Origin of the sequence: Burkholderia sp. BCC0398, from assembly GCF_902833245.1 — a bacterium.
GTDB classification, from domain to species: Bacteria; Pseudomonadota; Gammaproteobacteria; order Burkholderiales; family Burkholderiaceae; genus Burkholderia; species Burkholderia sola.
The window spans coordinates 670,476-684,245 of sequence record NZ_CADFEM010000001.1; the positions used below are offsets into that span (position 1 = coordinate 670,476).

11 protein-coding genes are annotated in these 13,770 nt (G+C 67.2%); 3 read left to right on the forward strand and 8 right to left on the reverse strand.

Translation table 11 applies throughout. The annotated features are described in order from the left end of the window. The first annotated feature begins 32 nt into the window (after positions 1 to 32). A complete protein-coding gene (locus HWX76_RS02960; protein WP_089489114.1) occupies positions 33 to 1,085 on the forward strand; it encodes an RNA-guided endonuclease TnpB family protein in 1,053 nt (350 codons plus the stop codon). Positions 1,086 to 1,149: 64 nt separating this feature from the next. On the opposite strand, the gene HWX76_RS02965 is transcribed toward HWX76_RS02960, so the two are convergent. The 7 genes from HWX76_RS02965 to HWX76_RS02995 form a co-directional block, all read right to left on the reverse strand. Further along, positions 1,150 to 2,565 (reverse strand): CheR family methyltransferase, encoded by a 1,416-nt coding sequence (locus HWX76_RS02965; protein ID WP_176015449.1) that lies wholly within the window; start codon positions 2,563 to 2,565, stop codon positions 1,150 to 1,152. Beyond that, positions 2,562 to 3,074, reverse strand: coding sequence for a chemotaxis protein CheW (locus HWX76_RS02970; protein ID WP_089489112.1), 513 nt, complete (start codon positions 3,072 to 3,074; stop codon positions 2,562 to 2,564). The genes HWX76_RS02965 and HWX76_RS02970 overlap by 4 nt, the downstream gene beginning before the upstream one ends. Continuing rightward, positions 3,071 to 4,747 (reverse strand): methyl-accepting chemotaxis protein, encoded by a 1,677-nt coding sequence (locus HWX76_RS02975; protein ID WP_050017383.1) that lies wholly within the window; start codon positions 4,745 to 4,747, stop codon positions 3,071 to 3,073. Before HWX76_RS02975 ends, HWX76_RS02970 begins: the two co-directional genes overlap by 4 nt. Positions 4,748 to 4,871: 124 nt before the next feature. After that, on the reverse strand, positions 4,872 to 6,005 hold the full coding sequence (locus HWX76_RS02980; protein WP_176015450.1) for a hybrid sensor histidine kinase/response regulator: 1,134 nt from the start codon (positions 6,003 to 6,005) through the stop codon (positions 4,872 to 4,874). A gap of 472 nt (positions 6,006 to 6,477) precedes the next feature. Beyond that, positions 6,478 to 8,061 carry a Na+/H+ antiporter gene (locus tag HWX76_RS02985; protein WP_050017385.1) on the reverse strand — a complete coding sequence of 528 codons (1,584 nt, stop codon included), beginning with the start codon at positions 8,059 to 8,061 and terminating at the stop codon, positions 6,478 to 6,480. A gap of 232 nt (positions 8,062 to 8,293) precedes the next feature. Further along, a complete protein-coding gene (locus HWX76_RS02990; RefSeq protein WP_124681325.1) occupies positions 8,294 to 9,727 on the reverse strand; it encodes an aldehyde dehydrogenase family protein in 1,434 nt (477 codons plus the stop codon). A gap of 28 nt (positions 9,728 to 9,755) precedes the next feature. Continuing rightward, positions 9,756 to 11,396, reverse strand: coding sequence for an acetolactate synthase large subunit (locus tag HWX76_RS02995; protein ID WP_124631273.1), 1,641 nt, complete (start codon positions 11,394 to 11,396; stop codon positions 9,756 to 9,758). A gap of 383 nt (positions 11,397 to 11,779) precedes the next feature. On the opposite strand from HWX76_RS02995, the gene HWX76_RS03000 reads away from it, so the two are divergent. Both HWX76_RS03000 and HWX76_RS03005 read left to right on the forward strand, forming a co-directional pair. Further along, positions 11,780 to 12,118 carry a type II toxin-antitoxin system RelE/ParE family toxin gene (locus tag HWX76_RS03000; protein WP_050017388.1) on the forward strand — a complete coding sequence of 113 codons (339 nt, stop codon included), beginning with the start codon at positions 11,780 to 11,782 and terminating at the stop codon, positions 12,116 to 12,118. 3 nt (positions 12,119 to 12,121) lie between these two features. Continuing rightward, positions 12,122 to 12,421 carry an addiction module antidote protein gene (locus HWX76_RS03005; RefSeq protein WP_050017389.1) on the forward strand — a complete coding sequence of 100 codons (300 nt, stop codon included), beginning with the start codon at positions 12,122 to 12,124 and terminating at the stop codon, positions 12,419 to 12,421. A gap of 53 nt (positions 12,422 to 12,474) precedes the next feature. On the opposite strand, the gene HWX76_RS03010 is transcribed toward HWX76_RS03005, so the two are convergent. Beyond that, positions 12,475 to 13,761, reverse strand: coding sequence for a DUF445 domain-containing protein (locus tag HWX76_RS03010; RefSeq protein WP_069618588.1), 1,287 nt, complete (start codon positions 13,759 to 13,761; stop codon positions 12,475 to 12,477). Between the last annotated feature and the right edge of the window lie 9 nt (positions 13,762 to 13,770).

The window sequence follows — 13,770 nt, forward strand, 5'->3', positions numbered from 1 at the left end:
GGCAGCTTCTTCCACGAGTTAGGATCACCGGCATGATCCTTGTCTACCGCTACCGGGTGAAGTCGCTCAACGGACTGCTCAACAAGCAGAGCCGTGCGGTGAACTACGTCTGGAACTTCTGCAACGACACGCAGAAGCACGCGCTCAAGTGGGGCAAGAAGTGGCCGACGGGATTCGATCTGAACGTGCTGACGACGGGGAGCAGCAAGGCGCTTGGCATCCATTCCGGCACGGTCAACGCGACGTGCGAGCAATACGCGAAGTCGCGCAGCCAGCACCGTCGGCCCTACCTGCGCTATCGCGGCAGGAAATCGCTGGGCTGGGTGCCGCTGAAGGGCCGTGACCTGAAGCGCGAGGGTGACGCGTTCCGTTTCGCTGGCAACACGTTTCGCGTGTTCAACAGCCGAACGCTTCCCGAAGGCAAGATCAGGGATGGAACCAACTTTGCGCAGGATGCGCGTGGCAACTGGTTTCTCAACATCGTGATCGAGATACCCGATGTTCAGGCCCGCCCGATCCGTTCCGGCGTCGGCATCGATCTCGGCTTGAAAGACTTCGCCACACTTTCGACGGGCGAGAAGCTGCCCAATGACCAGTTCGGTCGACGAGCGGCGGAAAAGCTGGCGAAAGCGCAGCGAGCACGAAAGCACAAGCGACATATCGCGAAGCTGCACGCCAAGGTCGCGAACGCCCGAGCCGATTTCCAGCACAAGCTCGCGCTCGAGCTGGTGTGGCGCTTCGATTACATCGCGGTCGGCAACGTATCTGCCGTCAAACTTGCCAGAACCAGGATGGCGAAGAGCGTCTACGACGCGTCCTGGTCGTCCTTCCGAAACAAGCTCCGCTACAAAGCGATCGCGCACGGAGTCACGTTCGAGGAAGTCGACGAAAGCGGTTCGACCCAGTCCTGTTCGGCGTGCGGGTCGCAAGCCAGCACGACGCGGCCGAAAGGTATCGCGGGACTGAGAATAAGAGAGTGGACCTGCAGTGACTGTGGTGTCGAGCATGATCGAGATACCAACGCTGCGCTGAACATTCTCCGATGCGGACGTGCATCGCCAGGTGTGGGAATCTTCCGCCTTTAGGCGGAGGAGGACGTCAAGGGTTCCTCTGGTCATCGCGGTGTCGGTCCCATTTCCCGTCGTCGTGTCAGCCGGCCGAACGCCGGGCGCGTTCGAGCAGCCATTGCGCGCCCGCGCGATCGCCGCCGACGTCGAGCAGCGTCGCGAGATGCGTCAGCGCCTCGTGATGCGTGGGGCGCAGGTACAGCGCCTTCCGGTAGAAGTCGCTCGCTTCCGCGGCGCGGCCGCGCGCATCCGCGATCAGTCCGTTCAGGTAGAACGCATCGGCATGCGGGCCGACGCGCGCCGAGAACTGCGCGAGCACGCGCTCGGCCTCGTCCAACGCGCCCGCGTTCGCCAGGGCCTGCGCATCCTCCAGCGTCGGCGCATCGTCGATCGTCGGCGCGATCCCGTCGTAGGCCGGGGCGGCCGCCACGGCGGTCGCCGCCGCCAGAGAGGCCCGCGCGTCGACTGCGGCGGCCTGTAAGGCCGGCGCCGCCGCGAACGGCTGGCGCACGTCGCCGAGCCAGCCCGGCGGCGCGACGGCCACCACCGGGCGCGGCGCGGCGAGCGGTGCGACCGTGAAGCGCTCCGCGCGCCGGTCCGGCGCCGCCGCGGACAGCGGCGCAACCGACCGGGCCGCGCCTGCATCGGCCGCCGCACCGGCCGGCTCGCGATGAAACGCGAACGCGAGCGGCACGCGCGCCGAGCGCATCCCGTGCCGCATCGCGACGCCCGTCTCCGCCGGCCCGACGAACAGCATGCCGTCGTCGGCAAGACGCGCGTCGAGCGAGCGGATCGCGCGATCCTGCGCATCGCGGTCGAAATAGATCAGCACGTTGCGGCAGAACACGAAGTCGTAGCGAATGCCGTTGTCGGCCACCGGTTCGACGAGGTTCGCGTGACTGAACTGCACGCACGCGCGCACGCGCTCGTCGAGCAGCCAGCCGTCGCGGGTCGGCGTGAAATACCGCGTACGGAACTCCGTCGCCGTCCCGCGGAACGCATTGCGCCCGTAACAGCCGAGCCGCGCCTGTTCGATCGCGCGTGCGCTGAGGTCGATCGCGTCGATCGCGAAGTTCGCCGGCTCGAGCCCCGCATCCAGCAACGCCATCGCCGCCGAATACGGCTCCTCGCCCGTCGAGCACGGCGCGCTCAGCACGCGGATCACGCGGCCGGGCATCGCGGCGACCCGTTCGGCGGCCTGCCGCGCGAGCGTCGCGAACGCTTCGCGGTCGCGGAAGAACCACGTTTCCGGGACGACGAACAGCTCGATCAGCGCGCGCCGTTCGTCGGCCGACGCGTTGAGCTGCTGCCAGTACGCGTCGAGCGCTTCCGGCGTGACGGGCGGGCGCGCGGCCGACGGCACGCGCTCGCCGTCCGCCTGCAATGCATGCACGCGATCCGTCAGCGCCCGCATCAGGAAATCGTTGCCGAGCGAATCGGCGTCGATGCCGGTCTCGCGCAGCAACCAGCCGCGAAAGCGCGATTCGGACGCGTTCATGCGAATTCCTCTCCGTGGCCCGACGGGCCGTCGAACAGATACAGGCGCGCCACGTCGTCGATCAGGTCGGACACCGACAGCTGCTGCACGACGCCGTCGGGCGTGTTCGCGACCCGCCCGAGCCAGCGCGTGCGCGCGGTCGAGACGCCGCTGGCGCGGAATGCCGCGCGGTCGATCCGCATCGTCTGCGTCGCACGCTCGACGATCAGGCCGATCGTGCGCTCGCCATCGGCGTGACCGGAGCGATGACGGACCATCACGAGCCGCGTCGAGCGCAGCGCCTGCGCGCGCCGCCCAAGCGCCAGCATCGGCACGTCGATCACCGGCACCGGCTGGCCGCCGCGCATCAGCAGCCCGGCGATCCAGTCGGGCGCACCGGGCACCGCCTTCATGATGGCGAGCGGCAGCACCTCGTCGATGCCGGCCGCGTCGAGCGCATAACGCTCGCCGTCGAGCTCGAACATCAGGAACAGCGCGTGCGCGCCGTTCTGCGGATCGGCGCGCGTCACGCGTCGACCTTGAAGCGCGACACGCTGGTGCGCAACTGGTTCGCGACGAGCGTCAGGTCGTCGATCGCCTGCGACGACTGGCGCAGCGACTCGGCCGTCTGCTGCGCGGCTTCCGACAGTTGCGACAGCGCCTGCGTGATCTGCTCGGCGCCGTTCGCCTGCGTCTGCATCCCTTCGTTGACCATCTGGAAGCGCGGCGCGAGCGTCTGCACCTCGGCGATGATCTGCGACAGCTGGCCGCCCACCTGCTGCACGTCGAGCATCCCGCGGCGCACTTCCTCGGAGAACTTGTCCATCCCCATCACACCCGCCGACACGGCCGACTGGATTTCCTTCACCGTCTGCTCGATGTCGTAGGTCGCCACCGCCGTCTGGTCGGCCAGGCGGCGGATCTCGGTCGCGACGACCGCGAAGCCGCGACCGTACTCGCCGGCCTTCTCGGCCTCGATCGCCGCGTTCAGCGACAGCAGGTTGGTCTGGTCGGCCACCTTGGTGATGGTCGCGACCACCTGGTTGATGTTCAGCGCCTTTTCGTTGAGGATCGCGAGCTTCGCGTTCACCGAGCCGGCCGCGTCCATCACGCTGCGCATCGTCTCGCCCATCCGCGTGAGCCCGCTCTGGCTCACGCCCGCGAGCGTCGCCGACTGCTCGGCCACGCCGGCCACCTCGTTCATCGTGCGCAGCAGGTCGCGCGACGTCGCGAAGATCTCGCGCGAGGTCGCGCCGATCTCGGTCGTCGTCGCCGCGGTCTCGTTCGCGGTCGCCTGCTGCTCGCGCGACGTCGCGGCGATCTCGGCCACCGACGTCGTCACCTGCAGCGACGACTGCTGCGCGCGCGACACCAGCTCGGTCAGCTCGTCGGCCATCCGGTTGAAGCCGGTCTCGAGCGTGCCGAATTCGTCGCGGCGGCGCAAATCGAGGCGATGGGTCAGGTTGCCGGTGCGCATCACGTCGTGCACCTCGACGAGCCGCGCCATCGGCACCGTCACCGAGCGGTACAGCATGTAGCCGAGCCCGAGCGCGGACAGCAGCATGAACGCCAGCGCGGTCGCGAGCACGATCTCGGTGTCCTGCACGGATTCGCGGATCAGCTTCGCGGACTGCTCCGCGAACTTGCGGTTCTCCTGCACCAGCACGTTCGCGTTGCGCACGACCTCGGTCCATGCAGGCAACGCTTTCGCGTACGCGGCGACCGCCTCGGCGTGCGATGCGCGGCTGTTCTGCACTGCTTCGTTCAGCAACGGCACGTAGTGATCGTAGGCGCCGCGGAACGCCATGAAGCGCTGCCGGTCGTCGTCGCGGAACGTCGTGTTCTGGTAGTCCACCGACATCGACTCGATTTCCTTCAGCGCGTCGGCGATCTTCGCGAGATCGCGCTGCGCGGCGTCGGGCTCGGTGTCGACGAAGATGCCGCGCTGCAGCAGCGTGAACGACTCGTTGACCGCGCCGCGCAGCGACGATGCAAGGTAGACGCCGGGCAGCGAGTCGCGCTCGATGCTGACGGCTTCGGCGTTGATCGCGCGCAGTCGCTCGTACGACACGCCGGCGGTCACCAGCATCAGCACGAACAGCACGCCGAAGCTGAGCAGGATGCGATTGCCGAGCGTCAGCCGGGCGGCGCCGATCGTCGGATGCAGGCTTTCATTGGTCGCGCGGGGCGTCAAGGTGGCCATGTTCGTTATGGGCTTTCTAAATTCAGCGTTGAAAAATCCGCGCCCGCCTGGCGCGCCGGTCGGCGCGCCACGAGCGCATCGGGGTCCCGCGGGCGGCGCGGCGCCGGCAGGCCGCGCCGCGACATCATCGCTCCGCTTGCGCCGGCAGCCGAAGCGCGACCATGAAGCCGCGCGCCGTATTGCGCATCAGGATCTGGCCACGATGCCGCGCCGCCGTCGCGCGGACGAATGCGAGACCGAGGCCGAAACCGCTGCGCGCCGCGCCGTGCGCGGATTCGAGCTGCACGAACGACTCGGTCGCGGCCGTGCGCTGCTCCGGCGCGATGCCGGCGCCGGCATCCTCGACGCCGATCAGCCAGACGCCGTCCTCGCCGCTCAGCGTGCAATGTACGTCCATCCCGGCCGGCCCATACTTCAGCCCGTTGTCGATCAGGTTCGCGACCGCGCGCGTCAGCATCATGCGGTCGCCCATCGTCACGCATTCGGTATCGGGCACGCACGCGCTCACCCGGCAGCCGAGCCCGGCCGCCTTCTCCCACAGCTGGTCGACGGCGTCGAGCACGATCTCGTTGAGACTCACGACCTCGTGCGCGCGGCGCTCGGACTGCGCGCGGGTCAGGTGGATGAAGCCGTCGGCGAGCGCGAGCGCGCGCCGTGCATGGCCGGCGATGCGCTCCATGATCGCCGGCATGTCGCCGTGCTCGGCCCGGTAGACGTCGAGCAGCGCAAGGATCGACGTCTGCGGCGAACGCATGTCGTGCGACAGGAAATCGAGCGCCTCGTCGCGCTGCCGCGACATCAGGTACGAATTCGAGTGATAGCGGATGCGCGCGGTCAGCTCCATCGCGTCGGGGAGCTTCACCAGATAGTCGTTCGCGCCGGCGATGAACGCCTCGCGCTTGACGATCGGCTCCTCCTTCGCGGACAGCACGATGATCGGCACGCGCGCGGTGCGGGGGTCCGCGCGCCACGCGCGCACGAGATCGAGGCCGTCGATCTCCGGCATCACGAGATCCTGCAGGATGACCGTCGGCTTCACGTCGCGCGCGACCGCCATCGCCCGGTGCGCGTCGGTGCACACGTGCAGGTCGATGTCGTGCTCGCTGCGCAGCGCGCGGCGGATCACCTCGCCGACGAACGGCTGGTCGTCGACCAGGAGGACCGATAAGCCCGATTCGAGGCAATCCAAGGCATTATCACTGCTCGATTCTTTCATAAATACAGTTTCAAACGCCGAATCTCCAATCGATTCTTTCATAGGAGTTGTTTATCCGACTTGGACGCTATCTTATATTGGCAGTTGGAAAAACCCGCCTGATTCCGCCGATTTGGCCTGTCGGCACTTCCTTGCGGGGCTTTGGACGCCGCCTGTTTCCCCGTCGACGGCCCGCATTACCTCCGCATTCTTTCTCTCAATAAACATAACCGGCTGATTCTAAATGAAATTAGAACACAGCATCTATCTCCTTCCGGTTTAGTTTTGCCAAATATGCAGAAAGAGACGGAATCAGATAAATCAGATCATTTCCGGATTCGAAAGACGATAACGTTTGCGAGACCGGCGCCATGAGGTTTGCATGCGCTGCAAGGCTGGTGGCGGGCCGTATCAGGGTGTGTATTGGGGCCGGATTAAAACAGTCACAAACGGCAGGCGGAAGAAGAAAAAATCGCGCGACGCGCGCGCGACCCCGCCGTGTGAGGGCCGACAGGACGCCGGCCCGTGCGCCCGCCTACCCGCGCGCGTGCTGCGCGGACACTTCCTGCAGGTCGAGGTCGCGTTCGAGCGTGTGCAGCATCTCGTCGTGGATGCGCCCCGACCGATGCAGGCGCAACAGTTCGGCGCGCCCGGCCCGGATCGCGGCCAGCACCACGTCGTAGTGCGCGGTGCGCACTTCCGCCGGATACGCGGGCTCGTTCTTCGACCGTTCGGTCAGCTCGGCGCGATACGTGTACTGCTCGAGCAGACGCGGATGGATCACGACGCCGTGCGCGTCGCGCACGAGCGGCTGGATCGCCGCGAGCTGCGCGGCCTCGACGTACGCCCACGTCTGCGGCTCGGTCAGGTGGTGCGCGGCGCGCTCGTCGCGCTGCGGCAGGCGCAGCAGCCGGATCAGCGGCCCGATCGTCGTGCCCTGCAGCAGCACGGTCACGAGGATCACCGCGAACGACGCAACCAGGATCACGTCGCGGCCGGGTAGCGCCTCGGGCAGCGACAGCGCGATCGCCAGCGTCACCACGCCGCGCATCCCGGCCCAGCTCATGATCGTCGCGGCCTTCCAGTCGGGCGCGTCGCCGCGCCGCACGAGGCCACGCACCGGCCACTTCAGCGCCTCGACCGCGTAGATCCACACGAAGCGCGACAGGATCACCGCCGCCAGCACCGCGAGCACGGGCGGCACCATCGTCGCGAGCACCTGCTCGAAGCCGCCGAGCCGGTGGATCGCGCCGCGCAGCGACAGCCCGATCAGCACGAACACCATCGCCTCGAGCAGGAACACGATGACCTGCCAGAACGCGGTGCCGCGCGTACGCACGGCCGCCGAGAACACCTCGTGCTGATGCCAGCCGACGATCATGCCAGCCGTGACGGTCGCGATCACGCCCGACACCTCGACCATTTCGCCCGCGATGTACGCGATCCAGCCGGCGATCACCGCGACAGTGATCACGAGATAGTCGTCGTCGAGCAGCTTCAGGAACCAAACCACAAGCTTGCCGACCACGAAGCCGACCACCACGCCGCCGAGCCCGAGTTCCGCGAAACGCACGACCGCATGCTCGAGGCTGAACGCGCCGGTGAGCGCGGCCGCGACCGCGAAGCGGAACAGCACGAGGCCGGCAGCGTCGTTCAGCAGGCTCTCGCCTTCGAGCAGGACCATCAGCCGGCGCGGCAGCGCGACCCGTTCGAGCACGGCCTTCGCGGCGACCGCATCGGGCGGCGACACGATCGCGCCGAGCGCGAAGCACGCGGCCCACGGCAGCGCCGGCACCACCCAGTGCACGGCGAAGCCGACCGCGAACGTCGTGAACACGACCGCGCCGATCGCCAGCATCAGGATGCCGCCGACGTTGCGCTTGAACTCTTCCCACACGGAGAAGTACGCGCCGTCCATCAGCAGCGGCGGCAGGAACACCAGCAACACCAGCTCGGGATCGAGGTTGATCGGCGGCAGGCCGGGGATGAACGCGATGCCGATGCCGCCGATCAGCAGCGCGGCGGCGGGCGGCAGCCTCAACCGCTTGGCGATGCATTCGAGCGCGACGATCGCGAGGAATGACAATAGAACCAGCTTGAATGCCGAGACGGGGGACATGAATCGACCTCGTGAAGAATGAATTTGCGCGTTCCGGCGTCGTACCCCGGTCGGCAGTTTCGCGCGATTACATCACGAGGGAAGGCCCGTAGTCGAGCCTGTTGCGAGCGGCCGCCGCGCGGGACACGCGCGGCGCCGTGCCGCTGCGCGCGCCGCCATGAAAACGGCACGCGGGCGGCCCGATCGCCCGCCCGCCCGCGTGCCGCCGCGGCGCCGCGCTGCCTGCCGCGCGTTACCGGCGCCGCACGACCATCAGCCGCGGCTCGGTCATGTCCTCGATCGCATAGCGAATGCCTTCGCGGCCGAGACCGGAATCCTTCACGCCGCCGTACGGCATGTTGTCGACGCGGAACGACGGCACGTCGTTGATCACGACACCGCCGACCTCCAGCTCGTCCCATGCGCGGTGCGCATGCGTGAGCGAATCGGTGAACACGCCGGCCTGCAGCCCGAAGTCGCTGTCGTTCACGCGCGCGAGCGCGTCGTCGAAGCGGTCGAACTTCTCGAGGATCGCGACCGGGCCGAACGCCTCCTTCCGGTACAGGTCCTGCTCGCGCCCGACGTTTTCCAGCAGCGTCGCCTCGAACATCGCGCCGTCGACCTTGCCGCCCGCGACGATCTTCGCGCCCGCCGCGACGGCCGCGTCCATCCAGCCCGACAGCCGGTGCGATTCGGATTCGGAGATCATCGGGCCGACGAACGTCGACGGATCCTTCGGATCGCCCATCTTCAGCGAACGCGTCTTCGCGATCAGCTTCTCGCGCAGCGCGTCGTACAGGTCGGCATGCACGAGAATCCGCTGCACGCCGATGCAGCTCTGGCCCGACTGGTAGTACGCGCCGAACGCGAGCCGCTCGACCACGTAGTCGAGCCGGTCGCGCTGGTCCGCATCGACGATCGCCGCCGCGTTGCCGCCCAGTTCCAGCACGACTTTCTTCTTGCCGGCCTTCTCCTTCAGCGCCCAGCCGACGGCCGGCGAACCGGTGAACGACAGCAGCTTGAAGCGCTCGTCGGTCGTAAACAGGTCGGCGCCGTCGCGATGCGCGGGCAGCACCGAGAACGCGCCCTTCGGCAGGTCGGTTTCCGCGAGCACCTCGCCGATGATCAGCGCGCCGATCGGCGTGCGGCTCGCGGGCTTCAGCACGAACGGGCAGCCGGCCGCGAGCGCGGGCGCGACCTTGTGCGCGGCGAGGTTCAGCGGGAAGTTGAACGGCGAGATGAACGAGCACGGGCCGACCGGCACGCGCTTCGTGTAGCCCGTATAGCCCTGCGCACGCGCGGAGATCTCGAGGTTGACGATCTCGCCGTCGATGCGCACCGATTCCTCGGACGCGACGCGAAACGTATCGATCAGCCGCGTGACTTCGCCCTTCGAATCGTTGATCGGCTTGCCGGCCTCGATGCACAGCGCCTCGGCCAGCTCGTCGAAACGTTCGCGAAAGCGCGCGACGCAATGATCGAGCACGGCCTGCCGCTTGTAGGCCGGCATCTCGCGCATCGGCTTCGTCGCGTCGACGGCCGCTGCGATCGCAGCATCGATCGCCTTCGCGTCGGCCAGCGCGACGCGCGTGGCGACCTTGCCGCTGAACTTGTCGGTCACCTCCAGATCGGTGTTCGCGTAGACGGCTTCGTTGGCGAGGTAGTACGGATAGGTTTCCTTCAACATGGAACGACTCCTTCCTGTGAACGGGAATTCAAAGTTGCGCCGACAGGCGCTTGATCTCGCGGTTCAACACGCGCTCGTTGTCCGAATAGTCGATCGGCACGTCGATCACGTGCACGCCCGGCGACGAGAAGCACTCGCGCAGCAGCGGCTCGAGATCGTCGGCCGACTCGACGCGGTGCCCGTGCGCGCCGTAGCTTTGCGCGTACGACACGAAATCGGGGTTTTGCAGCGTCATCGCGAAATCGGGGAAATTCATGTTCTCCTGCTTCCAGCGGATCATCCCGAACGCGTCGTCGCGCACGATCATCACGACGATGTCGAGCTTCAGCCGCACGGCCGTTTCGAGCTCCTGCGAATTCATCATGAAGCCGCCGTCGCCGCACACGGCGATCACCTTGCGCTGCGGATGCACGATCTTCGTCGCGATCGCCGACGGCAGGCCCGCGCCCATCGACGCGAGCGCGTTGTCGAGCAGCAGCGAGTTAGGCTCGTGCGCACGCCAGTAGCGCGCGAACCAGATCTTGTACATCCCGTTGTCGAGGCAGACGATGCCGTCCACCGGCAACGCGTTGTACAGGTCGTTGACGATCCGCACCGGATACATCGGAAAGCGCGGGTCGTGCTGCCCTTTCTGCAGATGCGCGTCGAAATGCGCCTTGATCATCCTGAAGCGCTCGAAATCCCAGTGCGATTGCGGCGTCACCGCTTCCTTCATCTGCCACACCGCGTTCGCGATGTCGCCGACCACCTCGATCTGCGGAAAATAGACGGGATCGACCTGCGCGCCGAGGAAGTTCACGTGGATCACGGTCTTGTCGTCGGTGCGCATGAAGAACGGCGGCTTCTCGATCACGTCGTGGCCGACGTTGATGATGCAATCCGCGTGCTCGATCGCGCGGTGCACGAAGTCGCCGTCGGACAGCGTCGCGTTGCCGAGCCACAGCGGGTGCGTCTCGTCGATCACGCCCTTGCCCATCTGCGTCGTGAAGAACGGGATGCCCGTCCTGTCGACGAATTCGAGCAGCATCTTGCAGGTGGTCTTGCGGTTGCCGCCCGCGCCGATCATCAACAGCGGATGACGCGCGGCCTGGATCGCGTCGACCGCATGCGCGACCGCCTTCTCCTCAGCCACCGGCCGCCGGCTGTAGCTGCGCGGGATCGGCTTGCCGTCGCCCTCCTCGTGCGCGATGTCTTCCGGCAGTTCGAGGTGCGCGGCGCCCGGGCGCTCTTCCTCTGCGCGGCGGAACGCCTCGCGCACGGCCGACGGGATGTTGCCGATCGACACGATCTGCCGCGTGAACTTCGTGAGCGGCTGCATCATGTCGACCACGTCGACGATCTGGAAGTGGCCCTGCTTGCTGGACTTGATCGGCTTCTGCCCGGTGATCATCAGCATCGGCATCCCGCCGAGCTGCGCATACGCGGCGGCCGTCACGAAGTTCGTCGCGCCCGGGCCGAGTGTGGCAAGACACACGCCGGTGCGGCCCGTGAGGCGGCCGTAGGTGGCGGCCATGAACCCGGCCGCCTGCTCGTGCCGGGTCAGCACGAGCTTGATCTTCGATCGCCGCAGCGATTCGAGCAGATCGAGGTTTTCCTCGCCGGGAATGCCGAACACGTACTCGACGCCTTCGGCTTCCAGCGCCTTCACGAACAGATCCGATGCTTTCATGGGACTCTCGGTTATGCCGCCTGCCCGGCCTACGGACACGCGGCGTTCAGGACGCGCGCCGGCCTACGGCACGCGGACGCCTTACCTACTGGACACAAACCACGGCACTGCTCGCCGCGCAACACACGATGCTCGATGCTCGATGCGTGACGCGCGGCGGCGCCTCCGGATGCCGGAGGACGAACGGACTCGCCCGCACGCGGCGGGCGCGCACGGGCGGCAAAGACGCTTTTGATTGTAGACGGATTCGCGGAATTCCGGCTTCGGCCGGATGGCCGGCTGCGGCCTCGCGACGGGATCGGCCTGACGGCCAATTCGACCTCAAACGACGCGCGCGGCGCTACGGTAGGCGCAACCGATTCCATTCATCGAACATGTGAACCATGGTTGACATCCTGCAATCCGTGCCCTACAGTGCGCCTACGTACAGCATCCGGACCACCGACGTCTTCGACGCCTGGTTTGCCGGCCTGCCCGATCGCCTTGCCCGGCGCCGCATCCAGGCGCGCATCGACCGCCTGTCGATGGGCAATCCGGGCGACTGGAAATCCGCGGGCTCCCCCGTCGTCGAAATGCGTATCGACCACGGCCCCGGCTATCGCATCTATTACGCGAGGCGCGGAACGATATGGGTGATCCTGCTCTGCGGCGGCGATAAATCGACGCAACGGGCCGACATACGCGCCGCGCACGCAATGCTCGCGCACCTCGACATGGAGTGAACGATGGACAAGATCAACACGCGGCCGTGGGATTCGGCCGAACACCTGAAAACCGAAGACGACATGGCCGAGTACTTCGACGCGTGCCTGCAGGAGGGCGGCGACGATCCGGCCTTCATCGCGCATGCGCTCGGCGTGATCGCCCGCGCACGCGGCATGTCGCAAGTCGCGCGCGATGCGGGCCTGTCGCGCGAAGGGCTGTACAAGGCGCTGTCGCACGACGGCAATCCGAGCTTCGGCACGATCCTGAAAGTCATCAAGGCGCTCGGCCTGCAATTGCACGGCGCAAAGGCGGCCGCGTAACCCGGCGACGCACCGCAGCGCATCGCGGCGCGGGCGCAACGCGCGTGCCCGCGTCAGTGCAGCCACCCGGCCGCCCAGCGCGGCGCGAGCGACACCAGATACAACCCGAGCCCGATCAGCCCGCCGACCAGCGTGCCGTTGATGCGGATGTATTGCAAGTCCTTGCCGATGTTCAGCTCGATCTGTCGCGACATCTCGCGCGCATCCCAGTTGCGCACCGTGTCGCGAATGTGACGCATCAGGAAATCGGCGAAATCGGGCGCCATCTCGTGCACGGCCTTCTCGACGTGCTCGTTCAGCGACGCGCGCAGCGCCGGGCTCTCGGCGAGCCGTGCGCCGAGCCAGCCGCCGAGCGTCGCGGCCTGCCGGTGCAGCGCCGAATCGGGGCGCGCGAGATCGGCCTTCAGCCACGCGCGCAACTGGTCCCACAAATCGCGCACGTAGTCGTTGAACGCATCGCCGTCGCGAATATAGCGCTTGATCTCCTCGCCCTTCTCGATGAACGCGGGGTCGTGCTTCAGCCGCTCGGTCAGCCGCACGACCGTCCGGTCGAAGCGTTGCCGCAGCTCGTGCTCGGGGTCGGCCGCGACGCCCTCGAGCACGCGGCTCACCGCGCTCGCGAGCATCCGCGCGCCGTTTTCGCCGAACCACTGCGTCGGCATGATCTTCTCGACCTTCGGATATTGCGTCTTCAGCCATTCGACGATGAAACCCGCGATCACCTCGCGGTTTTCTTCCTTGTCGAGCACGTCGACCACCTGTTCGATCGCGTCGTCGAGCAGCGCCTGGTGGCGGCCGTCCTTCGTCAGCGTGTCGAGGATCGCGCCGGCCGATTGCGACAGGTCGACCCGGTCGATCACCGCGCGGAACGCATCGTGGACGAACGACTGGATCCGCGCGTCGTCGGTCATGTCGAGCGCGAAGCTCATCAGCTTCGTCACGTAGCCGCCGAGCGCGTCGGTGTTCGCCGGCTCGCCGAGCCATGCACCGAGCTTCTGCGCGGGATCGTGCTGGCGGATCTGCGCGGCGAGCGCGTCGGGGCCGAGGAATTTCTCGCGCACGAACACCGCGAGGTTGTCGGCGATCTTGTCCTTGTTCTTCGGGATGATCTCGGTATGGCGCGACACGAACGGGATCGGCACGCGGCGGAACAGCGCGACGACCGCGAACCAGTCGGCGAGCGCGCCGACCATCGCGGCTTCGGCGACCGCCTTGAAGCCGTCGACCCACGGGCCGCGCGGCAGCAGGATGGTCGTGACGAACACCGCGACGGCGGCCAGCAGCAGCCATAGCGCGCGGCGCTTGCTGCGTTTCAGTTCGAGGGCTTTGTCTGGCGTCATGGAGGACGG